The sequence below is a fragment of the Paeniroseomonas aquatica genome (genome assembly GCF_030409335.1).
Taxonomy (GTDB): Bacteria; Pseudomonadota; Alphaproteobacteria; order Acetobacterales; family Acetobacteraceae; genus Belnapia; species Belnapia aquatica.
In genome coordinates, this window is record NZ_JAUFPN010000147.1 from 1 (window position 1) to 22417 (window position 22417).

20 protein-coding genes, 3 tRNA genes and 1 pseudogene are annotated in these 22417 nt (G+C 68.4%); 7 read left to right on the forward strand and 17 right to left on the reverse strand.

Annotated features, from left to right (window positions below; translation table 11 throughout):
- Nucleotides 1-220 (forward strand): transposase (locus tag QWZ14_RS13415; RefSeq protein ID WP_290317192.1); only part of this gene is annotated, 220 nt, incomplete at its 5' end.
- A 628-nt stretch (nucleotides 221-848) separates the two neighbouring features.
- Here the strand turns inward: QWZ14_RS13415 and QWZ14_RS13420 are convergent.
- Nucleotides 849-2018 carry a M20 aminoacylase family protein gene (locus QWZ14_RS13420; protein WP_290317193.1) on the reverse strand — a complete coding sequence of 390 codons (1170 nt, stop codon included), beginning with the start codon at nucleotides 2016-2018 and terminating at the stop codon, nucleotides 849-851.
- 212 nt (nucleotides 2019-2230) lie between these two features.
- On the opposite strand from QWZ14_RS13420, the gene QWZ14_RS13425 reads away from it, so the two are divergent.
- The gene (locus QWZ14_RS13425) at nucleotides 2231-2749 is read left to right on the forward strand and encodes a GGDEF domain-containing protein (protein ID WP_290317194.1); all 519 of its coding nucleotides are present in this window, start codon (nucleotides 2231-2233) and stop codon (nucleotides 2747-2749) included.
- Between the two features lie 62 nt (nucleotides 2750-2811).
- Complete coding sequence (locus QWZ14_RS13430; protein WP_290317195.1) at nucleotides 2812-3471, forward strand: DsbA family oxidoreductase; 660 nt, start codon at nucleotides 2812-2814, stop codon at nucleotides 3469-3471.
- Between the two features lie 7 nt (nucleotides 3472-3478).
- On the opposite strand, the gene QWZ14_RS13435 is transcribed toward QWZ14_RS13430, so the two are convergent.
- Both QWZ14_RS13435 and QWZ14_RS13440 read right to left on the reverse strand, forming a co-directional pair.
- A complete protein-coding gene (locus tag QWZ14_RS13435; RefSeq protein ID WP_290317196.1) occupies nucleotides 3479-4486 on the reverse strand; it encodes an aldo/keto reductase in 1008 nt (335 codons plus the stop codon).
- 82 nt (nucleotides 4487-4568) lie between these two features.
- Nucleotides 4569-5828, reverse strand: a complete 1260-nt coding sequence (locus QWZ14_RS13440) for a D-amino acid dehydrogenase (protein ID WP_290317197.1) — start codon at nucleotides 5826-5828, stop codon at nucleotides 4569-4571.
- A 133-nt stretch (nucleotides 5829-5961) separates the two neighbouring features.
- Here QWZ14_RS13440 and QWZ14_RS13445 point away from each other — a divergent pair, with 133 nt between their 5' ends.
- A complete protein-coding gene (locus QWZ14_RS13445) occupies nucleotides 5962-6411 on the forward strand; it encodes an Lrp/AsnC family transcriptional regulator (protein WP_290317199.1) in 450 nt (149 codons plus the stop codon).
- 96 nt (nucleotides 6412-6507) lie between these two features.
- Nucleotides 6508-7374 (forward strand): aldose 1-epimerase family protein, encoded by an 867-nt coding sequence (locus QWZ14_RS13450; protein WP_290317202.1) that lies wholly within the window; start codon nucleotides 6508-6510, stop codon nucleotides 7372-7374.
- 8 nt (nucleotides 7375-7382) lie between these two features.
- Here QWZ14_RS13450 and QWZ14_RS13455 read toward each other — a convergent pair.
- From QWZ14_RS13455 to gyrA, 11 genes are all read right to left on the reverse strand, one after another.
- Nucleotides 7383-7459, reverse strand: a tRNA-Arg gene (locus QWZ14_RS13455).
- 8 nt (nucleotides 7460-7467) lie between these two features.
- Nucleotides 7468-7779: an ETC complex I subunit gene (locus tag QWZ14_RS13460; RefSeq protein WP_290317204.1), complete on the reverse strand. Its 312-nt coding sequence runs from the start codon at nucleotides 7777-7779 to the stop codon at nucleotides 7468-7470.
- A 20-nt stretch (nucleotides 7780-7799) separates the two neighbouring features.
- Nucleotides 7800-7873, reverse strand: a tRNA-Pro gene (locus QWZ14_RS13465).
- Nucleotides 7874-7941: 68 nt separating this feature from the next.
- Entirely contained in the window at nucleotides 7942-8967 is a 1026-nt protein-coding gene (locus QWZ14_RS13470; RefSeq protein ID WP_290317205.1) for an amino acid ABC transporter substrate-binding protein, read from the reverse strand.
- Nucleotides 8968-8970: 3 nt separating this feature from the next.
- Complete coding sequence (locus tag QWZ14_RS13475; protein WP_290317206.1) at nucleotides 8971-9651, reverse strand: NIPSNAP family protein; 681 nt, start codon at nucleotides 9649-9651, stop codon at nucleotides 8971-8973.
- Between the two features lie 151 nt (nucleotides 9652-9802).
- Entirely contained in the window at nucleotides 9803-10639 is an 837-nt protein-coding gene (locus QWZ14_RS13480; RefSeq protein WP_290317207.1) for an LLM class F420-dependent oxidoreductase, read from the reverse strand.
- Between the two features lie 94 nt (nucleotides 10640-10733).
- Nucleotides 10734-10809 (reverse strand) — tRNA-Lys (locus tag QWZ14_RS13485).
- A gap of 57 nt (nucleotides 10810-10866) precedes the next feature.
- A complete protein-coding gene (locus QWZ14_RS13490) occupies nucleotides 10867-11394 on the reverse strand; it encodes a peptidylprolyl isomerase (RefSeq protein WP_290317343.1) in 528 nt (175 codons plus the stop codon).
- 97 nt (nucleotides 11395-11491) lie between these two features.
- Nucleotides 11492-12040, reverse strand: a complete 549-nt coding sequence (locus tag QWZ14_RS13495) for a peptidylprolyl isomerase (RefSeq protein ID WP_377754138.1) — start codon at nucleotides 12038-12040, stop codon at nucleotides 11492-11494.
- Between the two features lie 37 nt (nucleotides 12041-12077).
- On the reverse strand, nucleotides 12078-12590 hold the full coding sequence (gene coaD / locus QWZ14_RS13500; RefSeq protein ID WP_290317208.1) for a pantetheine-phosphate adenylyltransferase: 513 nt from the start codon (nucleotides 12588-12590) through the stop codon (nucleotides 12078-12080).
- Entirely contained in the window at nucleotides 12587-15268 is a 2682-nt protein-coding gene (gene gyrA / locus QWZ14_RS13505) for a DNA gyrase subunit A (protein ID WP_408903684.1), read from the reverse strand. The genes coaD and gyrA overlap by 4 nt, the downstream gene beginning before the upstream one ends.
- A 272-nt stretch (nucleotides 15269-15540) precedes the next feature.
- On the opposite strand from gyrA, the gene QWZ14_RS13510 reads away from it, so the two are divergent.
- Nucleotides 15541-17739: a N,N-dimethylformamidase beta subunit family domain-containing protein gene (locus QWZ14_RS13510; protein ID WP_290317212.1), complete on the forward strand. Its 2199-nt coding sequence runs from the start codon at nucleotides 15541-15543 to the stop codon at nucleotides 17737-17739.
- Between the two features lie 70 nt (nucleotides 17740-17809).
- Here QWZ14_RS13510 and QWZ14_RS13515 read toward each other — a convergent pair.
- The 3 genes and pseudogenes from QWZ14_RS13515 to ssb form a co-directional block, all read right to left on the reverse strand.
- Nucleotides 17810-18043 (reverse strand): annotated as a pseudogene (locus tag QWZ14_RS13515) (DUF1501 domain-containing protein); the annotation flags it as partial.
- A 75-nt stretch (nucleotides 18044-18118) separates the two neighbouring features.
- Nucleotides 18119-18493, reverse strand: coding sequence for a DUF1800 family protein (locus tag QWZ14_RS13520; protein ID WP_290317213.1), 375 nt, complete (start codon nucleotides 18491-18493; stop codon nucleotides 18119-18121).
- Between the two features lie 292 nt (nucleotides 18494-18785).
- A complete protein-coding gene (ssb, locus tag QWZ14_RS13525) occupies nucleotides 18786-19310 on the reverse strand; it encodes a single-stranded DNA-binding protein (RefSeq protein WP_290317214.1) in 525 nt (174 codons plus the stop codon).
- A 207-nt stretch (nucleotides 19311-19517) separates the two neighbouring features.
- Between ssb and uvrA the strand changes: the two genes are divergently transcribed.
- Nucleotides 19518-22382 (forward strand): excinuclease ABC subunit UvrA, encoded by a 2865-nt coding sequence (gene uvrA, locus QWZ14_RS13530; RefSeq protein ID WP_290317345.1) that lies wholly within the window; start codon nucleotides 19518-19520, stop codon nucleotides 22380-22382.
- Nucleotides 22383-22417: the final 35 nt, after the last annotated feature.

Below are 22417 nucleotides of genomic sequence, written 5' to 3' on the forward strand. Positions count from 1 at the left end.
CACTTGCCGCCAGATCAACCTTGAGATCGTGAAGCGATCGGAGTTGCACGAGTTCGTCGTGCTGCCGAAGCACTGGATCGTCGAGCGCACCATCGCCTGGCTCAATCGCTGCCGACGATTGGCCAAAGATTGGGAATGCCTAAATCGCAGCGCGCTCGCCTTCCTGCAGTGGGCCTCCGTCTGCCGCATGCTCCGAAAGCTATGTCAGAAAACCACATGATCCCGGATGGACTCTAAGTGTCCGTCCGAGATCATCTCGTTCGCCCAAAACTGCTTCCTTGATGCGCCGACCGCCAGCTTTATCTCGGTTGGATTGAAAAATTCGTCGAAGAGTGGTGGCGCTTCGACCGGAACACATTGAAATTGTTCGTTATGTTTCGGGTCAGACACTAAGAGCTGCCGGTTTCCACGGTGCCCTGACCACCGCCGTCTTGCTAGACATTCAGCATCTCCGCGACGATGCAGCCAAGGGGAGAGCGGGCCGAAAGGAATCGGCCAGACCCATCCAGTCACAGCCATATTTGAAGATTGGCACCGCCCACATTCGCTTTTGGGCCTTGTATCCCGGGGGGAAGGCGGCGCTACGCGCCGCCGGGGGGCAGAGCCCCCGCCTGCTTGTGCCGCTGTCTTGAACTTGCACATAAAGGCGCACAAGTACGCGGGTTTTCTCAAGCTTATGGCTCACGCCTCTAGCCGCACACTGGAGCTGCTGTAGTTCAGATAAGGGTTCGAATCCCACCCCATCCGCCATGGCACCTTGTGCTTGCTGGCAACGCCGCCATCGATCCGAGACCGGCCTGCCGTTGTTGTCACGGGCCTGTGCGGTGCAGCATGGGTGCCGCCTAGGGTCAGTCGTCGAGGCCGCGCGGCAGCTCCCGCTCGATGACCCGGGCCAGCAACGCCGCGCCGTAGGGGATGGCCTCGTCGTTGAAATTATAGTGCTGGTTGTGGACCGAGGCGCTGTCGCCGTTGCCGACATGAAGATAGGCGCCGGGCACCTGCTGCATCATGAAGCTGAAGTCCTCGGAGCCCATGCCCGGCTGGTTCGTGCGGGTGATCTTGTCCTCCCCGACCAGCTCGGCCGCCGCCGCAGCGAAGCGCTCGGTCTGCTCCGGGGCATTGATGGTGGGGGCGAAGATCAGCCGGAAGTCGAGGCTGGCGCTGGCGCCGAAGCCGGCGGCGACACCCTCGGCCACGCGTTGCAGGCCGGTCTCGATCTGCGCCCGGGCCTTGTCGGAGAAGAAGCGGGCCGTGCCGGAAATCTTCGCGAACTGCGGGATGATGTTGTAGGCATCGCCGCCGGCGATCTTGGTGACGCTGACCACCACGGTATCCATCGGCGATACGGTGCGGGAGACGATGGACTGCAGCGCCGCGGTGATGTGGCAGGCGGCCAGCACCGGGTCGATGCCGGCTTCCGGCCGGGCGCCATGCGAGCCCTTGCCCTCCACGGTGATGTCGAAGAAGGCGCCGCCGGCGGCGGTCGGGCCGGGGCGGATGGCATATTGCCCGACCGGCAGGCCGGGCCGGTTGTGCATGGCGAAGATCTGGTTGCAAGGGAAACGCTCGAACAGCCCGTCCTTCAGCATGGCCAGCGCCCCGCCGCAGCCCTCCTCGCCCGGCTGGAATATGAAATTCACCGTGCCGTTGAAGGCGCGGGTCTCGGCCAGGTAGCGGGCGGCGCCCAGCAGCATGGTGGTATGGCCGTCATGGCCGCAGGCATGCATCCGGCCGTTGGCGGTGCTGCGGTAGGGCAGGTTGTTGGCCTCCTCCATCGGCAGCGCGTCCATGTCGGCGCGTAGCCCGATGGCCTGCTCGCCATTGCCCGAGCGGAGCACCCCGACCACCCCCGTGCCGCCGACGCCGCGATGCACCTCGATGCCCCATTCCTCCAACTTGCGCGCCACCAGCTCCGCGGTGCGGTGTTCCTCCATGCCGAGTTCGGGATGGGCATGGATATCCTGGCGGATGGCGACAAGCTCCGCCTGGGTGCGGGCGATGGCATCGAAGGCGGACATGTGGGCTCCTGGGGTGCGAAAGGCCCAGGAGACAGCCTCGGACAGCACGAGACAAGGGCGGGCCGGCGCGGTGGCCAAGGGGCACGGCTCTGATCAATCCACGGCGGGTTAATCAGCCGGCAACCGCCATGATCAAAAAATCGGCGTGAGGCGATAGTGCTGCCAGGACCCTGACCCATGTCCACCTCATGTCGTTTGCCATGCCCCCGGTGATGAAAGACCCCGCCGAGGGACAGAGCTCCGAGCCGCACCGGGATCCGCTGACCGGTGCCGTGACGGAGGCGGCGCTGCTCCGCTTCCTCGAGGCCGTGCTCGGCATGGCCGAGCCCTCAGGCCCGCAGATCGGGATGCTCTGCCTCGGGATCGACGGGCTGGATGCGCTGGAAGCCTTCCACGGTCCGGCGGTGCGGGATGCGGTGCTGCTCGGCATCGGCGACCGCATGCATGAGCGGGTCCGGGTGCAGGACTTGGTAGGGCGGATCGACGACGGCTTCGGCATCTGCCTGGCCGAGATCTTCCCGGCCCAGGCGGTCGGGGCGGCGGAACGGCTGCTGCGGGCGGTGCGCCGGCAGCCGGTGCCGACCTCGGTCGGGGCGCTGCCGCTGACCTGCAGCGTCGGACTGGTCCTCAGCCGCGGCGGCCTCGACAGCGCGTCCGCCCTGATGGCCCGGGCCCGGGGCCTGCGGGATACCGCCCGCCAGGCCGGCGGCAATGCCCTGTTGACCGCATAACCGGGTCCGCCCCGCCTCCAGGCCCATCGCGCTGCGGCTGCGCTTTGGCCTATGATGGTGCCGTGAACCTGCTCTCCCCACCCCGCGCCCGGCTGCCGATCGAGGTCGTCTTCGACCTGGTCTGCCCCTGGTGCTTCCTCGGCATCCGCCGGCTGCGGCGCACCCTGCGGGCGCGTCCGGACGTGGCGGCCGACCTGGTCTGGCGCCCCTTCCTGCTGAACCCGGACCTGGCGCCGCAGGGCGTGCCGCGGCACGACTACCTCATCCGGAAATTCGGCGGCGAGGACCGGGCGCGGCGGCTGCATGGCACGATCACCGACCTCGGCCGGGTGGAGGGCATCGATTTCCGCTTCGACCGCATCCGCCGGGTGCCGCATTCCCTGGATGCGCACCGGCTGGTGCGCTGGGCCGGTCGGTTCGGCGCCGCCGACCAGATGGTGGAGGCGGTCTTCGAAGCTTACTTCACCGGCGGCGCCGATATCGGCGACCACCAGGTGTTGGCGGGCATCGCCGCTCACCAGGGGCTGGAGGGCACCCTGGCGCGGCGCTTCCTGGCCACCGTGGCCGAGGTGGAGGCGGTGCATGCCGACAACCTCCGGGCCCATCGCCTCGGCATCAACGGCGTCCCCTGCTTCGTCATCGCCGGGCGCAGCGCTATCGCCGGGGCGCAGGAGCCGGAGGTACTGGAACGGCTGCTGGACGTGGCGCTGGTCGAAGGCTGAGCGAGGCTCAGCCGTTCGCTACCCTCCCCTCGATCACGTATTGCGGGTCGTTATAGCCGGGTGTCGAAGGGTGTCCCGGCGAGACCAGGCGGTTCACCAGCGCTTCATCCGCCGCGGTGAAGCGGTAGGCTAGCGCCGCCAGATAATCATCCAGATGCGCCTCGGTGCGCGGGCCGACGATGGTCCCGGTGACGAGCCGGTTGTGCAGCACCCAGCCGATGGCGAAGTGTGCCGCGGTCGTCCCCACCGACTCGGCATGCGCGCGGATTGTCTGGGCGATCTCGAGCGACTCGGCGCGCAGCTCAGTTTCCAACATGCGCTTGTCCTGGCGAGCAGCTCGGCTGCCGGCTTCCGGTGCCTCGCCGGGGCGATACTTCGCGGTCAGCACGCCGCGGGCCAGTGGGCTGTATGGCACCACGCCGAGGCCGTAGCGTATGGCCGCCGGGATTTGCTCGACTTCCGGTTGCCGGTTCATGGCGTTGTAATAGGGTTGCGAGACGATCGGGCGATCAATGCCAGCCTGGTCGCAGAGGTGGCAGATCTCGGCGATGCGCCAGGACCGGTAGTTGGATACGCCGAAGTGGCGGATCTTTCCGGCACGAACCAATTCGGCCAGGGCACGGACCGTGGTCTCGAGCGGCGTCGCATGATCCTCCTTGTGGAGGTAGAGGATGTCGATGAAGTCGGTGCCGAGCCGCTTGAGGCAGGCTTCGGTCGCCTGAATGACCCACTTGCGGGATAGGCCACCCTCATTGGGTCCCTGCCCTACCCGGTTGGCAATCTTGGTGGCCAGTACCCAGGCGTGACGGTTGGCGGCAATGGCGGCTCCTGTGACTTCCTCGGAGCGACCGGCGTTGTAGGCATCGGCGGTATCGATGAAGTTCAGGCCCGACTCGGCGGCCTTGGCGATCAAGCGGGTGCTGGTCACGGGGTCGGTCGGACCGCCGAACATCATCGTGCCAAGACAAAGTCGGCTGACCTTTATTCCGCTGCGGCCAAGGGTTCGGTATTCCATGGAATTCCTCCGAGTCAGACGTCTTTGCTGATGCTGACTCGGGGGTTCGTCAAGCTTCGTAGAAGTGTTTTTGCCGCACTATTCAAGCCGTGGCGTAACGGCTCAAGGCAAGGTCGTTGCTGTCGATCTCGGGTCGTCGTCCGGTGACGAGATCGGCCAGGAGCCGACCGCTGCCGCAGGCCATGGTCCAGCCGAGGGTGCCGTGGCCGGTGTTGAGGTGCAGGTTCCGGTAGCGGGTGGGACCGACCACCGGCGTCCCATCGGGTGTCATCGGCCGCAGGCCGGTCCAGAAACTGGCCTGGGCGATATCCCCTCCCCTGGGGAAAAGATCGGCGACTGAATGAGCCAAGGTTTCCCGTCTTGGTTTCCTCAATTTTAAAGAAAAACCAGCGAGTTCGGCAGTACCCCCAACGCGGATTTTGTTACCGAGTCGGGTGACTGCTACCTTGTATGTCTCATCCATCACAGTGGATACTGGCGCGGCAGCAGCATCAGTGATGGGAAGAGTCAGCGAATAGCCTTTCACCGGATAGACCGGAACGGCAACACCCAACGGGCGGAGCAAGGCCGTGGAATAGCTTCCCATCGCCACCACGTAACTGTCGGCCAAGACCCTCCCCTGGTCGGTGCGCACGCCGATGATCCGATCGCCCTCGGTGTCGAGACCCTCGACGGTCACGCCATGGCGGAAGATCACCCCTTCGGCCGCAGCCAAGGCTGCGAGGCGCTGGGTGAAGACATGCGCATCCCCCGTCTCGTCACCGGGCAAGCGCAGGCCACCGACATACTTGCCGGGCACCAAGCCAAGGGCCGGCTCGGCGGCGATGCAGCCGGCGGGGTCCAGCAGCTCATAGGGAACATTGAAGCTGTCCAGCACGGCGGTATCGCCGCCGACGGCATCGAGCTGCTTCTGGGTGCGAAAGAGCTGCAGCGTGCCCTGGGTGCGCTGGTCATAGGCGATGCCGGTTTCGTCCCGCAGGTCCCGCAGGCAATCGCGACTGTACTCGGCCAGCCGTACCATGCGCGCCTTGTTGGTGGCGTAGGCTTCCTCGGTGCAATTCGCCAGCATGCGGGCGAGCCAGGGGTAGAGGCCGCCGTTCGCCTGCGGCCAGAAGACCAGCGGACGATGCCGCATCATCAGCCACTTCAGCGCCTTGACCGGAATGCCCGGTCCGGCCCAGGGGGCGGAATAGCCGGGCGAAACTTGGCCGGCATTGGCGAAGCTGGTTTCGAGGCCGGCCGCAGGCTGGCGGTCCAGCACGGTCACCTGATGGCCAGCCCGGGCCAGATACCAGGCGCTGGTCACGCCGACCACGCCGCTGCCCAGGATCAACACCTGCATCACCGCCTCCGCTTCACTGCCTGACGGATCAGGGTAGATGGCGGGACCTGCGAATTTCACGCCGCATCGGCGCAGGAACTACGCAATCAAGCCAAAATATTGCATAATATGCGCCGGCTTCGCAGATAATTGCATGCAGGATACTGACGACACCGACCTCGCCATGATCCGGCTGCTCCGCGCCGATGGGCGGATGAGCAATGCTGCCCTGGCCCAGGCTATCGGGCTTTCGCCTTCGGCCTGCCTCAGGCGCCTGCGGCTTCTGGAGCATCGCGGGGTGATCCGCGGCTATACCGCGCTGGTCGGGGATCCCTCCCCCCGCGACGGTGTCGTGGTGATCGTCCAGATCACGCTGGAGCGGCAGACCGACGAACACCTGAAGCGGTTCGAGGCGGCGGTGCGGGGCTGCCCGGAAGTGCGGGAATGCTACCTCATGACGGGGATCGCCGATTACCTGGTCCGGGTGGAGGCGCGCGATGCGGCGGATTACGAGCGCATCCACAAGGAAGCGCTGTCGCGCATGCCGGGCGTTGCCCGGATCCAGTCGAGTTTCGCCATCCGCACGGTCATCCGAGGCAGTTGACGCCTGCGCCATCAGGGCGGCGCAGCATACGGATGGTAGGCTGCCGCCGGGTGATGGCAGCGGGACGGTCCGCTGTCCCCTGGAGCCGGTACAGGCATGGCACGGGTGAGGATCGCCAGCGGAGAGCTGGCAGCGGAGGTGGATCCTGCGGGTGCGGAACTGGTCCTGCTGCAGGATCGCCAGGGCCTGGACTACCTCTGGAATGCCGGCCCCGCATGGCCGCGGCACGCGCCGGTGCTGTTCCCCATCGTCGGCAAGCTGGCGGGAGATGCCTATCGCCATGCCGGGCGGCTCTACCCCATGCGGCAACATGGCTTCGCCCGGGACCGCGCCTTCACCCTGATCAGCAGCGGGGAGGCAGGCTGCGCCTTCCGGCTGGAGGACGACGCCACCACCCGGGCGGTCTATCCCTTCCGCTTTGGGCTGGAGCTGCATTACGCCGTCGAGGGCGCCAGCCTGCGGGTGCGCTACCGGCTCGACAACCCGGGCGAGGTCGCGTTGCCCGCCTCGCTCGGGGCACATCCGGGGTTCCGCTGGCCCTTGCCGGGTACGGCGGGCCGGCCGCATGCCATTCTCTTCGAGCAGCCGGAACCCGCGCCGGTGCGGCGGCTGGCCGGCGGCCTGCTGCGGCAGACCCCGGAGCCGAGCCCGGTGGTGGGACGCCGGCTTACCCTCGATGACACGCTCTTCGCCGCGGATGCGGTGATCCTCGACCACCCGGCCAGCCGCAGCCTCGCCTACGGACCGGTCGACGGAGCAAGGATGCGCTTCGCCTTCACCGGCTTCGACGTGCTCGGCCTGTGGAGCAAGCCGGGGGCCGGATTCCTCTGCATCGAACCCTGGCGCGGCTACCACAGCCCCGAGGGCTGGGACGGCGAGCTGGCGGCGAAGCCGGGAATGCTCTCGGTGCCGCCCGGTGGCCGCTTCGACGCCAGCTGGACGGTGACGCTGCCCGAGGGCTGAGGCGGCAGTGGCGCGCCCGGCAGGGTTCGAACCTGCGACATCGCGCTTAGAAGGCGCGTGCTCTATCCAGCTGAGCTACGGGCGCGAACTGGCTCAATGGGTCCAGTTGTCGGTCCGGCCGAAGCGGAAGTTGTCGGCATAGACCTTGGCCTTGATGCGGACCGGCTTCGGCTCCTCGACCTCATAGGCGAGGCCCCGGGCCTCCGCATAGGCTACGGCATCCTCCCGGCTGTTGAAATGCAGGGAAACCTGGGCGTTGGTATCGCCCGAGCCGGCCCAGCCCATCAGCGGGTCGAGACGCTGGCGCTCACCCGGCTCAAAGGACAGCACCCAGCCCTGGGCCTTGCCGCGGCCGGACTGCATGGCGGAGCGCGGCGGGACGTAGATGCGGGCAAGCTGCGACATGCGTGGTTCCCAATAAGGTATCGGGGCGAGAGGATTCGAACCTCCGACCCTCTGCTCCCAAAGCAGATGCGCTACCAGACTGCGCCACGCCCCGACCGGGGCGCAAACTAGGCTTGGCGCCGCGCCACGGCAACTACCGAAGCGCGGCGCCGGCCATGCGGCTCAGCGCATGGGCCAGGAATACATCAGCCCGCCGTCGGTCCAGAGCCGGTTCAACCCCCGGTCCAGCCCGATCGCGGTCTTCGGGCCGAGATGCCGCTCGAACAGCTCCCCGTAGTTCCCGATTGCCTTGATGACGTTGACGGCCCAGGCCGGATCCAGCTTGAGCGCATTTCCCAGCAACGGATCCACCCCGACCAGGCGGCGGATATCCGGGTTGGGGCTGGACTTCATCGCCTCAAGGTTGGTGCTGTTCACCCCCAGCTCCTCGGCCTGAATCAGGGCGGAAACCGTCCAGCGGACCACGTCGAACCATTCCTGGTCGTCGCGGCGGACCACCGGGCCGTAGGGCTCCTTGCTGAAGCGCTCCGGCAGGATGACGTAGTTGCCGGGCTGCTGGAACTGGCTGCGCAGCGCGGCGAGCTGGGTCGCATCCGTGCCGATGGCGTCGCACCGCCCGGCCTGCAGGGAGGTCGCATTGTCCTGCATGCGCTCCTGCAGCAGCGGGGTGAAGCGCAGGTTGTTGGTGCGGAACCAGTCGGCGGTCACCAGCTCGTTCGTCGTGCCGGGCGAGAGGCAGATGGTCATCCCATCCATCCCCTTGGGATCGGTCACGTTGGCGTCCCGGCGGACCATGAAGCCATGGCCGTCGTAGAGGTTCACCGTGACCATGCGCAGGCCGAGCGAGGTGTCGCGCGACATGGTCAGGGTGGTCTGGCGGATCAGCACGTCGATCTCGCCCGACTGCAGGGCGGTGAAGCGCTGCACGGCGGTCAGCGGGACGAAGCGGACCTTGGCCGGGTCGCCGAACATCGCCGCGGCGAGGCCCCGGCACAGATCGGCATCCATGCCGCGCCAGGTGCCCTGGCTATCCGGCAGGGAGAAGCCGGCGACCCCGACATTGACGCCGCAGATGAGGGTCCCGCGCGCCTTGATGGCATCGAAGGTCTGGCCCGCCTGGGCCGGGGCGCCGGAGACGAGGCCGAGCGCCAGGGCGGCGCCGGCCAGCAGCTGGGTGAAGGACCGCATGGCCTAGCGGATCGGCGAATTGGCGGTCGGCTTCAGCAGCATGGTGGTCTGCTGCTTCAGCGCGCCCAGGGATCCGGTCGCCTTCTGGAACTCGGCCCAGCCGGGGTCGGCCATCATCGCGGTGCGGCGGCGGTCGCGGTCGGCCATGGAGCTATAGGCCCAGGCGAAGACCGCCTGGTTGATCGGCCCGCATTCGGTCACGCCGAACCACAGCAGCTGGCCCAGCAGGCGGTCCTGCACCGGCTTGCCGAGCTTCTCATAGGCATCGATCCAGGCACTCGCCTTGCCGGGATGGAAGTCGTAGGTGCGGTGGTCGACGAACATGCCGGTGCCCTCGATCTTGCGCTCGAAGGGCTGGCCGACCTTCTGCAGCGGCGAGAAGGGCACGGTCTTGATGAGCTTGGCTTCCTGCATCATCAGCGCGTTGATCGGCCGGGTCTCGCCGAGGAAGCGCTGCCACTCCGGATCGGCATCGCGGCGAGCCATGCCGGCCTCGCGCTCGTCGATGTCGTCGAAGCCGCGGACGAAGAGGACGCGGTTGATCTGGCCGAATTCGACCGTGAACATGCCGATCAGCGGCGTCAGGGTGCGGCTCGAGGCCGGGCCGCCGATCTCGGCATAGGCCTTCAGCCAGGCCGGCAGCTTGCCGGGATGCGCGGTGTACATGCGCTGTTCGAGAAACATGGAATTTCCTCCGCCGGATGGGGCCGCACGAGGGCGCGGCCGGGCCGGCCGAGTGCCGCATGTTCGTGCCGCGCGGTCAATGTCGTGCCGTGGACCGGACGGCGGCGGCCGTGGGTCCCCGGGCCGGGTCCCGGGGACGCCCATGGATGCCTCAGGCGGTCAGCGGCGCCAGCTCGTCGAGCCGCCGCAGGATGCCGTCGCGGTCGAGGTCGGGGACCTCCAGCAGCACCCGGGTGATGCCGGCCGCCCGATAGGGCTCGAGCTGCGCCGCATCGGCCGGGCCGCGGAAGACGGTGACATCGAAACCCGCCATGTCCCGCCCGGACCGCTCCGCCATGGCCCGCAGCCGCCCCATGGCGACTGCCGGGTCGAAACCGGCGCCGGCCCGGGGGAACCACCCGTCGCAGAATTCGACCACCCGCCTGAGGGTGTGATCCGTCTCGCCGCCGAGCAGGATGGGCGGGTGCGGCTGGCGCAGCGGCTTCGGGTAGCACCAGACCGGGTCGAAGTTGACGAACTCGCCGTTGAAGCTGGCAGCCTCCTCGGTCCAGAGCGCCTTCATCGCCAGCACGCGCTCCCGCATCAGCTTGAACCGGGTGGGGTAGCGGGCGCCGTGGTTTTCCATCTCCTCGACGTTCCAGCCGCCGCCGATGCCGAAGACGAAGCGCCCGCCGGAAAGCCGGTCGAGGCTGGCGACCGTCTTTGCCGTGATGATCGGGTCCCGCTGCGGGACCAGGCAGACGCCGGTGCCGAGCAGCAGGGTCCTGGTCGCCGCCGCAGCGAAGGACAACGCCACGAAAGGATCGTGGGTATGGACGTAGCGCTTCGGCAGCTCTCCGCCGCCCGGGAAGGGCGATCGCCGGCTGGTCGGGATATGGGTGTGTTCGCAGAGAAAGAGCGAATCGAAGCCGCGGTCTTCCAGAGCCTTGGCAAGCTCGGCCGGGTCGATGCCGTAGTCGGTGGGGAAGTAGAAGACGCCGGTACGCATGGATCCCTCCCTGGTTTCGGCGGCAGCTTGCCCCAGCGGGAGGGTCACGCCTACTGCGGCATGGCACCGGATCCTGGGCCGAAGCGGGAAAGGATGGTGAGCCGGGTGGGACTCGAACCCACGGCCGCGAGATTAAAAGTCCCGTGCTCTACCGGCTGAGCTACCGGCTCACATCCGCCTTCGGGCGGGCGCCCCAGAAGCCCGGGATGCCCTGCCCTGTCAAGGTCTCAGGCGGCGGCCGCGTCGGCCGCGATGGTCGCCTTGATCAGCTTGTCGGGGCCCTGGACCATGCCATTGCCGCCGCCGCCGCGCTTGATCTTGTCCACGGCTTCCATGCCCGAGGTGACCTTGCCCCAGATGGTGTACTGGCCATCCAGGCTGCTGGCCGGCGCGAACATGATGAAGAACTGGCTGTTGCCGCTGTTCGGATTGCCGGACCGCGCCATGCCGCAGGTCCCGCGCACGAAGCGGGCCTTGTTCGGCGGCGAGAATTCGGCCGGCAGGTCGGCGTGGCCGGCATCGCGGGCACCGCCCATGCCGGTGCCGGTCGGGTCGCCGCCCTGGGCCATGAAGCCTTCGATGACGCGGTGGAAGACCGTGCCGTCGTAGAAGCCGGCACGGACCAGGGTCTTGATGCGCTCGACATGCAGCGGTGCCAGCTCGGGCAGCAGCTGGATGGTGACCTTGCCGTCCTTCAGCTCGAGGATCAGCGTGTTCTCCTGGGCCGGATCGGCGGCCTTGGCTTCGTTGGCCATCGCCGCCGGGGCATCGGCGGGGGGGATCTCGGTCGGGATTTCGGTGGGCGGGGTACCGGCTTCGTCGCTCATGGCGAACTCCTTTGGATCGATTGGTTCAGGCGTTGACGATGCGGGCACGGACCAGCTTGTCCGGGCCGCTGACCACGCCGCTGCCCGGGGCGCCGCGCTTGATCTTGTCCACGGCGTCCATGCCGGCGATCACCTTGCCCCAGATGGTGTACTGGTTGTCGAGGCTGGGCGCCGGCGCGAACATGATGAAGAACTGGCTATTGGCGCTGTTCGGGTTCTGGCTGCGCGCCATGCCGCAGGTACCGCGGATGAAGCGGTACTTGTTGGTAAACTCAGAGGGCAGGTCGGGGAGGTCCCGAGCGCCGCCGGTGCCGGTGCCGGTCGGGTCGCCGCCCTGGGCCATGAAGCCCTCGATCACCCGGTGGAAGGGCGTGCCGTCGTAGAAGCCGCGGCGGACCAGCAGCTTGATCCGCTCCACATGCTTCGGCGCCACATCCGGCAGGAACTGGATCGTGACGGTCCCGTCCTTGAGGTCGAGCAGCAGGCGCTCCTCGGCCCCTTGGGCCAGGGCGGGCGCGGCAAGGCTGCTGGTCGCCGCCATGGCGGCGAGCCCGGTCAGGTCGCGTCGGCGCATCATGTCTCTCCCGAGGTCTCGGTGGTGTTGGCGTGGCTCAACCCGCGGCCGGGTTGCGCACCCGGGCCAGGGTCCGCTCCAGGGTCAGTTTCGGTACGAAGGTGCTGACGTCCCCCCCCAGCCGGGCGATCTCCTTCACAAACCGCGAGGAGATGAATTGGTTCGTCTCGCTGGCCATGAGGAAGACGGTTTCAATCGACTGGTCCAGCCGGCGGTTCATGCCCGCCATCTGAAACTCATAGTCGAAGTCGGAGACCGCCCGCAGGCCGCGGACGATCATGCCGGCACCGACCTGCTGGGCGAAGCCGATCAGCAGACCTTCGAAGGGCACCACCTCGATGACCGCCCCGGTCCGCTCGGCGATGGGGCCGCATTCGGCCCGCACCAACTCGACCCGTTCCTCCAGCGGAAACAGCGGGCCCTTGCCGGTATTGATGGCGACGCCGATGACCAGCCGGTCCAGCAGCCGGGCAGCCCGGCCGATGACATCCATGTGGCCGTTGGTCACCGGGTCGAAGGTGCCGGGATAGAGGCCGACGCGCTCGGTCATGGCGTGGCCTCCGGCTCGGCAGCATCGTCGGGGGTTTCATCCACCACCGGGAAGCAGCTGGTCACGGCCTCGCCTTCATCCAGCCGCAGCAGGGTCACCCCCATCGCCTGTCGCCCGGTGACACGCACCTGGTCGGCCGGCAGACGGATCAGGCGCCCGCCGTCGGTAATCAGCATCACGCCATCCCCGGGCCGTACCGGGAAGGTGGCGACCACCGCCCGCCCCGTCCGCTTGGTCAGGGTGATCCCGGTGATCCCCTGCCCGCCGCGACCGGTGACGCGGTACTCGTAGGCCGAGGTTCGTTTGCCAAAGCCGCCGTCGGTGGCGACCAGCAGGTATTCCTCCGCCTGCTCCATCGCCTCGAATTTCTCGGGCGGCAGGGCGATCTCGGCGACCTCCTCGCCCTCCTCGGCCACCGCTTCGGGCATCGGCGCGTCGACATCCTCGCCGGTCGCCCGGCGCTTCTGCGCCGAAGCCTTCAGATAGGCCTGCCGCTCATCCGGGGAGGCATCGACATGCCGCAGCACGGCCAGGCCGATGACCCTGTCGCCCTTGCCGAGGCGAATGCCGCGCACGCCAGAGCTGTCGCGGCTGGCGAAGACCCGCAAGGTATCGTCGGTCACCTGGAAGCGGATGGCCCGGCCGAGATGCGTCGCCAGCAGCACGTCGTCGCCATCCCGGCAGGTCTGCACCCCGATCAGGCTGTCGCCGTCGTCGAGCTTCATCGCGATCAGCCCGGCGGCGCGGACATTGCGGAAGTCGGACAGCCGGTTGCGCCGGACGTTGCCCTGCAGCGTGCCGAAGACCAGGTGCAGCCCCTCCCACAGCGTCTCGTCCTGCGGCAGCGGCAGCACGGCGGTGACCTGCTCCTTCTCCTGCAGCTGGAGCACCTGGCGCAGGCTGCGGCCCTTGCCGGTGGCGCCGCCTTCGGGCAGCTGCCAGATCTTCTCGCGGAAGGCGATGCCGCGGCTGGTGAAGAACATCACCCATTGATGGGTATGGGCGATGAAGCTGCGCACCACCACATCGTCCTGCCGGGTGCCGGCGGCGTTGCGGCCGCGGCCGCCGCGATGCTGGGCGCGGAAGGTCTCGAGCGAGGTGCGCTTCACGTAGCCGTCGCGCGTCAGGGTCACCACCATGGTGCCGGGCTCGATCAGGCTCTCGTCGTCGAGGTCGGCAGCGTAGTCGACGATCTGGGTCAGGCGCGGCGAGGCGATCTGGCCGCGCACGATGCGCAGCTCCTCGGCCATCACCTCCATGCGGCGGGGATAGCTGCCGAGGATCTCCAGCAACTCGCGGATGCGGCCGCCGACCTCCTCGAGCTCCGCCGTGACCTTCTCGCGCTCGAGGCCGGTCAGCCGGTTCAGGGTCAGCGCCAGGATGCCACGGGCCTGGGCCTCGGTCAGCCGGACGGTATTCTCGGGCGTGACGATGTTGCCGGCATCGTCGATCAGCGCCAGCAGCGCGCCGACGTCGCCGGCCGGCCATTCGCGCGCCATCAGGCTGGCGCGGGCCTCGGCCGGGTCGCGGCTGGCGCGGATCAGCCGGATGACCTCGTCGATGTTGGCGACCGCGATGGCGAGGCCGATCAGCAGATGGCCGCGCTCCCGCGCCTTCGACAGCCGGAAGCGCGAGCGCCGGAGGATCACCTCCTCGCGGAAGGAGATGAAGGCGCGCAGCGCGTCGAGCAGGCCCATCTGCTGCGGCCGGCCGTTGTTCAGCGCCAGGAAATTGACCGGGAAGGAGGTCTGCAGCTGGGTCATGCGGTAAAGCTGGTTCAGCACCACCTCCGCCGTCGCGTCCCGCTTCAGCTCGATCACCACCCGCATGCCGTCGCGGTCGCTCTCGTCCCGCAGGTCGGAGATGCCCTCGATCTGCTTGGCCCGGACCAGCTCGGCGATGCGCTCCATCAGGGTCGATTTGTTGACCTGATAGGGAATCTCGGTGGCGACGATGGCCTGGCGGCCGCCGCGCATCTCCTCGATCTCGCATTTGGCCCGCAGCGGGATCGAGCCGCGCCCGGTCTCGAAGGCGCTGCGGATCCCGGCCCGGCCGAGGATGAGGCCACCGGTCGGGAAGTCGGGGCCGGGCACGATCTCCATGATCTGCGCCAGCGTCGTATCCGGATCGGCAATCAGCGCCAGCGCCGCGTCGATCACCTCGGTCGGGTTGTGCGGCGGGATATTGGTCGCCATGCCGACGGCGATGCCGTTGGCGCCGTTCACCAGCAGGTTCGGGAAGGCCGCCGGCAGCGCCTTGGGCTCCCTCTCCGACTCGTCGTAGTTCGGCTGGAACTCGACGGTGTCCTCCTCGATGCCTTCGAGGAGCGCCGTCGCGGAGCGGGCGAGGCGGACTTCGGTGTAGCGCATCTGCGCCGGCGGATCGCCGTCGACGCTGCCGAAATTGCCCTGGCCGTCGATCAGCGGCACCCGCATCGAGAAGGACTGCGCCATGCGCACCATGGCGTCGTAGATGCTGGCGTCACCATGGGGGTGATACTTGCCCATGACGTCGCCGACCACGCGGGCCGACTTGCGATGCGGCTTGTCGGCAGAATAGCCGCTTTCCTGCATGGCATAGAGGATCCGGCGATGCACCGGCTTCAGCCCGTCGCGCGCATCGGGCAGTGCCCGGGCCACGATCACGCTCATCGCGTAATCGAGGTAGCTGCGCCGCATTTCCTCTTCGAGGGCTACCGGGGCCGTGTCGCCCGTGCCGCCGTTCTCGGTGTCGCTCACGCCTATCGGCTTCCTTCGATGGGGCACCCTGCCCAGCAATTCACCCAGGCCCGGAGCGAGGCCATGGGGGATGGCCCCGGCGCGCCGGCGGCCGTGGAGTCAGGCTGCTTATATAGGCGTTCGGCGGCCATCCGCCAAATCGCCGGCGGCGATTGACACCCCCCTTCCCGGGCGAAAGACTTTTGCCTCCCGGTCGAGAGGACCCCCGTCGCATGCTCCCTATCACCGGCTATGCCGATCGCTGGAGCGCCAAGCCCGGCGAGACCATCCGTTTCATGGTCAGCGTCGAGGGCGGGGCGGACTACACGGCCCGGATCGCCCGCATCCATTGCGGCGACCCGAACCCGGCCGGCCCTGGCTACCGGGAACAGCCGATGCCCTCCGCGGTCGATGGCCGCCACGCCGGGCAGGACCAGCCGATCCGGCGGGGGAGCCGGGTGGATGTCCCGGCGGTGGCGCTGGAGGCGGGCGGGCGGCCGCTCGGCCTGGTGGCTACCGTCTGGCCGACCCTGGCCGGGACGCCGGGCGTGGTGCTGGCCTGGCAGGGGAACGGCGTCGAGGTGGCGCTGGGGGTGGGGCCGCAGGGGGCCTTCTGCCGGGTCGGCGGCGAGGTCCTCGCCACCGGGGTGCCGCTGACCGAACGCTGCTGGCACGACATCGCCCTGGTCCTCGACCCGGTGGCCGGGACCACGACCCTGGTGCAGCAGCCGCGTCGGGCCAGGCTGGACCTGGTGGAGTCGGCAACGGCAACCAGGCCGCTCGGCGCCGTGCCGGCAGGGATGGGCGCGGCGAGCATCGCCGCCGACCGGGCCGCGGCGGGCCATTTCAACGGCAAGATCGAGCGGCCGCGAATCGCCCGGGGGCTCGGCGCGGCGGCGCTGCTCGCGGCCCAGGCGGGCGGTGCGCCGCTGCCGCAGGGCTGCACCCTGGCGGACTGGGACTTCGCGCTCGGCACCACCGGCGACCGGGTGGTCGATACCGGCCCGGGCGGGTGGCATGGCCGCTGCGTCAACCTGCCGACCCGGGCCATGACCGGGTCTCGCTGGACCGGCGCGGTGCAGCGCTGGACCGAGGCACCGGCGCAATACGGCGCCATCCATTTCCACGACGACGACATGGGCGATGCCGGCTGGCAGCCCTCGCTCAGCCTCACCATCCCGGCGGACTGGCCCAGCGGCGTCTATGCGCTGCACCTCGAGGGGGCCGGCTGGAAGGACAACATCCCCTTCTACGTCCGCGCCGCGGTGCCGGGGGCGCGGGCCCGGGTGGCCTTCCTGGCGCCGACCTTCACCTACACGATCTACGGCAATTTCGCCCGGCCTGGGCGGCAGGCGGTGCTGGCTGACCGAGCGCGGGCCTGGGGCGCCCTGCGGCAATCCCCGGATGGACACCCCGAATATGGGCAGTCGACCTACAACTGGCACAGCGACGGCAGCGGCGTGGGCTATGCCTCGATGCGGCGGCCGATGATCGACAAGCGGCTGAACCACATCCAGATGATCGACCCCTCGCCCGAGGGCTCCGGCACCTATTGGCTCACCGCCGACAGCTACGTCACCGACATGCTGGAACGCGCCGGCATCGACTATGAGGTGGTGACCGACCACGACCTCCATGCCGAGGGGGCGGCGGCGCTGGCACCCTACAGCGTCGTCCTGACCGGCCAGCACCCCGAATACCATTCGGTGCAGTCCCTGGACGGGGTGGCGCAGTACATCGAGGGCGGCGGTCGCTTCATCTACCTTGGCGGCAACGGCTTTTACTGGAAGGTCGTGCCGCACGAAGACGGCCCCTGGGCCCTCGAGGTTCGCCGCGCCGAGGGCGGCATCCGGCTCTGGGCGGCGGAGCCCGGCGAATCCTACCACGCCTTCGACGGCAGCTATGGCGGGCTCTGGCGCCGGCTGGGGCGGCCGCCGCAGGGCATCGTCGGCATCGGCTTCAGCACCCAGGGAGACTATACCGGCCACCCCTACCGCTTCGCTCCCGGCATCCTGGACCCGCGCGTCGCCTTCCTGCGGGAGGGAATCGACGCCCGGCCGGGCACCGAGTTCGGCGACCGCGGCTTCATGGGCGGCGGCGCGGCGGGGCATGAGCTCGACCGGGCCGATGTGCGGCTCGGCACGCCGCGGCACGCGCTGATCGTGGCGACGGCCATCGTCACCGAACCGAGCTATGCGCCGGTGAACGAGGAACGCTACGACCACACCCTCTGGCCGCGCCGGCATGACGAGGTGATGCGCTCCGACATCACCTTCTTCGAGGCGCCGCACGGCGGGGCGGTGCTGTCCTTCGGCTCGATGAACTACATCGGCGCCCTGCCGGTGGATGGCTACACGACGGCGGCGGCGAGGCTGGTGCTGAATGCCATCCGCCGCTTCGCCGATCCGGCGCCCTTTCCTGGCCTGACCTAGCCGATGAGCCCCGTAGCCGCGGCACCCCGGCGGATTGCGGGAAGCTTCGGCTGCCGAGGACCCGGTCCTCCAGCCCCAGGTGCTCGGCCAGCACGCCCTTCATCATCGCTCGCAGGTCGGTGGTGGGCGCCAGAGCCCGCCCCTCCCGCAGCTGGTGCTCCGCTAGCCCCGGCCAAACCGCGAGCACCCGTCCGCCCTTCACCGCGTCACCGAGCAGGAAGGCGACCGTCGCGGTGCCATGGTCGGTGCCGCAGCTGCCGTTCAGCCGCACCGTGCGGCCGAATTCGGTGAGCACCACCACCACCGTATCCGCGCCAGGGTATCGTTCAGGACAACATCGACCGACCAGCCCGTCAGGACGCGGGCCAAGCCGATGACATCATCCCAGATTCTCGTTCAGCCCGGCCCTGCGGCGAATCCCGCGAGGCAAGTTCAGACCGGTGGAGGTCCGGTTGTCGAGGTAGCAGAGCATGGCCGGATGGGTCGCGGTGGCCAACAGCATATCCTCGAACTGCCCGAGGATATAGGGCCGCACGGCCTCCTGCTCGAAGGCGGAGCCGAAATAGCCGACATAGAACGGCACGGCGGTGGCCGAGACGGTGAAATGGTTCAGCCAGTGCAGCGCCAGCCGCTCCAGCAGCGGCGAGCGCGTGCCGATGGGGCTATCCATGCGATGATCGAGATCCGCCTGCAGGATCTGGGCCGGCTTGGGAAAATCGGCGACCTCGGGGGTCGACGCCGGTACCTCGGCCAAGCCCCCGGCCGTGTCCTCGGGCCAGGAGGCAACGCCCCGTGTCCTAGCGTTGCCGGATCACCAGATCCATCGCCGCGACCGTGTCCGGCAGGCCGGTCCCACGCGCAGGTGCTGCCGTTTTCGTCAACTGACGAAGCAGCCCGGCAACGGGATCCCGGCCCAGGCCAGCCACCTCACCGCTGGCGGCGCCGAGGCCAAACGCTAGACCGCAGCAAGGGGCTGCATGCCCGCATCTTACACCCAACCCAAGGGGTCAGGTGAGAGTCAAACCATCTCTCGCCTCAGGCAAGGATCAGAAAGGGATGTCGTCGTCGAGGTCGCTGCCGCCACCGCCCTTGGGCTTGTCCCAGCCACCCCCACCGCCGCGGCCGGCCGGCGCACGGTCCCCGCCTCCGTAGCCGCTGGAGCGCTCACCGCCCGAGGCCCGGCCACCGCCGTAGCCACCGCCCTCGCCGGCCTCGCCACCACCGCGGCTGTCAAGCAAGGTCAGTTCGCCCTTGAAGCGGCCCAGCACGATTTCCGTCGTCTCGCGCTCCTGGCCGTCCTTGTCGGTGTACTTCCGGGTCTCGATCGAGCCCTCCAGATACACCTTGCTGCCCTTCTTCAGATACTTCTCGGCAATCTCGCCGAGCTTCTCGTTGAAGATGGCGATGCGGTGCCACTGGGTCTTCTCCTTCCGCTCGCCGGACGCCTTGTCGTTCCAAGTGTCCGACGTGGCGATGGAGAAGGAAACCACCTTGCCACCGTTCTGCATGTTGCGGGCTTCCGGGTCGCGACCCAGATTGCCTACGAGGATTACCTTATTCACGCCGGCCATGCCGCCAAAACCCCTGGAACCGAGTTGGATGACCTAGCGCGGCCCGGTCCCAAGGACCAGCGCCGTGTCACGAAGACCCTATCCGTGGTTCCGATATAATGGCATCACCCTTAGAACACAAGGCGAACGCGGGCCCTGCGCCCCCCCTTGTTGCGCCGCCCTGGAGCACGACCCCTTATGGCCAGCCCGACCCCTCCCCCCGTTCCCATGTCCGGTGCCGGCTTCCTGCGCATCCGGGGCGCCCGCACGCATAACCTGAAGAATCTCGACCTCGACATCCCGCGCGGGACGCTGACCGTCATCACCGGCCTGTCCGGGTCGGGCAAGTCCTCGCTCGCCTTCGACACCATCTATGCCGAGGGCCAGCGCCGCTACGTCGAGTCGCTGAGCGCCTATGCCCGGCAGTTCCTCCAGCTTATGCAGAAGCCGGATGTGGACAGCATCGAGGGGCTGAGCCCGGCGATCTCGATCGAGCAGAAGACCACCAGCCACAACCCCCGCTCCACCGTCGGCACGGTGACCGAGATCCATGACTACATGCGGCTGCTCTGGGCCCGGGTCGGCGTGCCCTACAGCCCTGCCACCGGCCTGCCGATCGAGGCGCAGACCGTCTCCCAGATGGTCGACCGCGTCATGGCCATGCCGGAGGGCACCCGCCTGCTGCTGCTCGCCCCCGCGGTGCGCGGCAAGAAGGGCGAGTACAAGAAGGAACTGGCCGAATTCCAGCGCCGCGGCTTCGAGCGGGTGAAGGTCAACGGCACCCTCTACCAGATCGCCGAGGTGCCGGCGCTCAGCAAGAAGCTGAAGCACGACATCGAGGTGGTGGTGGACCGCATCGTGGTCCGCGACGGCATCGCCCCGCGCCTGGCCGACAGCTTCGAGACCGCGCTGGGTCTCGCCGACGGCATCACCTATGCCGAGAACGCGGATACCGCCGAGCGCACCGTCTTCAGCGCCAAATTCGCCTGCCCGGTCAGCGGCTTCACCATCGAGGAGATCGAGCCGCGGCTGTTCTCCTTCAACAGCCCGCAGGGCGCTTGCCCGACCTGCGACGGGCTCGGCACCCAGACCTTCTTCGACCCGATGCTGGTGGTCCCCGACGACCTCCGCACCCTGGCAGAGGGTGCCGTCGCCCCCTGGTCCGGGGCGCAATCGCCCTACTACGACCAAACCCTGGAAAGCCTGGCCCGCCACTTCAAGGTCGCCACCGCGACGCCCTGGGGCGACCTGCCCGCCAAGGTCCGCCACGCCATCCTGCACGGCAGCGGCGAGGAGGTGGTGACCCTGCGCTACAAGGACGGCCTCCGCAGCTACGACGTGAAGAAGCCCTTCGAAGGCGTGCTGCCCAACCTCGAGCGCCGCTACCGCGAGACCGACAATCCCTGGGTGCGGGAGGACCTCTCGCGCTACCAGGCGGCCAAGCCCTGCCCCGCCTGCGACGGCCACCGGCTGAAGCCCGAGGCGCTGTCGGTGAAGATCGCAGGCCGCCACATCGGCGACGCCGCCCGCCTCTCGATCCGCGACTGCGAGCGCTGGTTCGGCACGGTCTTCGAGACGCTGACGCCGCAGCGCCAGGAGATCGCCCGCCGGATTCTGAAGGAGATCGCCGAGCGGCTGAAATTCCTGGTCGACGTCGGGCTAGACTACCTCTCGCTCGGCCGCTCTTCTGCCACCCTCTCGGGCGGTGAATCCCAGCGCATCCGGCTGGCGTCCCAGATCGGCAGCGGTCTCACCGGCGTGCTCTACGTGCTGGACGAGCCCAGCATCGGCCTGCACCAGCGGGACAACGAACGCCTGCTCGGCACGCTGCGGCGCTTGCGCGACATCGGCAATACCGTGCTGGTGGTCGAGCACGACGAGGATGCGATCCGCGCCGCCGACTATCTGGTCGATATCGGCCCGGCCGCCGGCGCCGGCGGCGGCCGCGTGGTGGCCCAGGGCACCCCGGCCGAGGTCACCGCCAACCCCGCCAGCCTGACCGGCGACTACCTCTCGGGCCGCAAGCGCATCCCGGTGCCGGAAGTGCGGCGCAAGGCGGACCGCAAGCGGGTGCTGAAGGTCATCGGCGCCAGCGGCAACAACCTGAAGAACGTCAGCGCCGAGTTCCCGCTCGGCACCTTCACCTGCATCACCGGCGTCTCCGGCGGCGGCAAGTCGACGCTGGTGATCGAAACGCTGTACAAGGCCGCCGCGCGCCGGCTGATGGGCGCCGGCACCGTCCCCGGCCCCTACGAGAAGATCGAGGGGCTCGACCAGCTCGACAAGATCATCGACATCGACCAGTCGCCGATCGGCCGCACGCCACGCTCCAATCCCGCCACCTATACCGGGCTGTTCGCGCCGATCCGCGACTGGTTCAGCGAGCTGCCGGAAAGCCGCGCCCGCGGCTACAAGCCCGGCCGCTTCTCCTTCAACGTCAAGGGCGGCCGCTGCGAAGCCTGCCAGGGCGATGGTCTCGTCAAGATCGAGATGCACTTCCTGCCCGACGTCTACGTCACCTGCGACAGCTGCAAGGGCAAGCGCTACAATCGCGAGACCCTGGAGGTGAAGTTCCGCTCCAGGTCCATCGCCGACGTGCTGGAGATGACGGTGGACGAAGGGGTGGAGTTCTTCTCCGCCGTCCCCTCCATCGCCGAAAAGCTGCGGGTGCTGAAGGAGGTGGGGCTCGGCTACATCCACCTCGGCCAGCAGGCGACGACGCTTTCGGGCGGCGAGGCGCAGCGGATCAAGCTCTCGAAGGAGCTGGCGCGGCGCGCCACCGGCCGCACCCTCTACATCCTGGATGAGCCGACCACCGGGCTGCATTTCGAGGATGTGCGGAAGCTGCTGGAGCTGCTGCACCAGCTCGTCGATACCGGGAATACGGTGGTGGTGATCGAACACAACCTCGAGGTCATCAAGACCGCCGACTGGATCCTCGACCTCGGCCCGGAGGGCGGTGACGGCGGCGGGGTGATCGTCGCCCAGGGCACGCCGGAAGACGTGGCGGCCACCCCCGGCAGCCATACCGGTCGCTTCCTCGCCCCCCTGCTGGAAGCGCCCGTCCCCGCGAAAAAGCGCAAGCGCGCCTGAACTAGGAAAGATAGAAGGTAAGGCCAGGGAGGGGA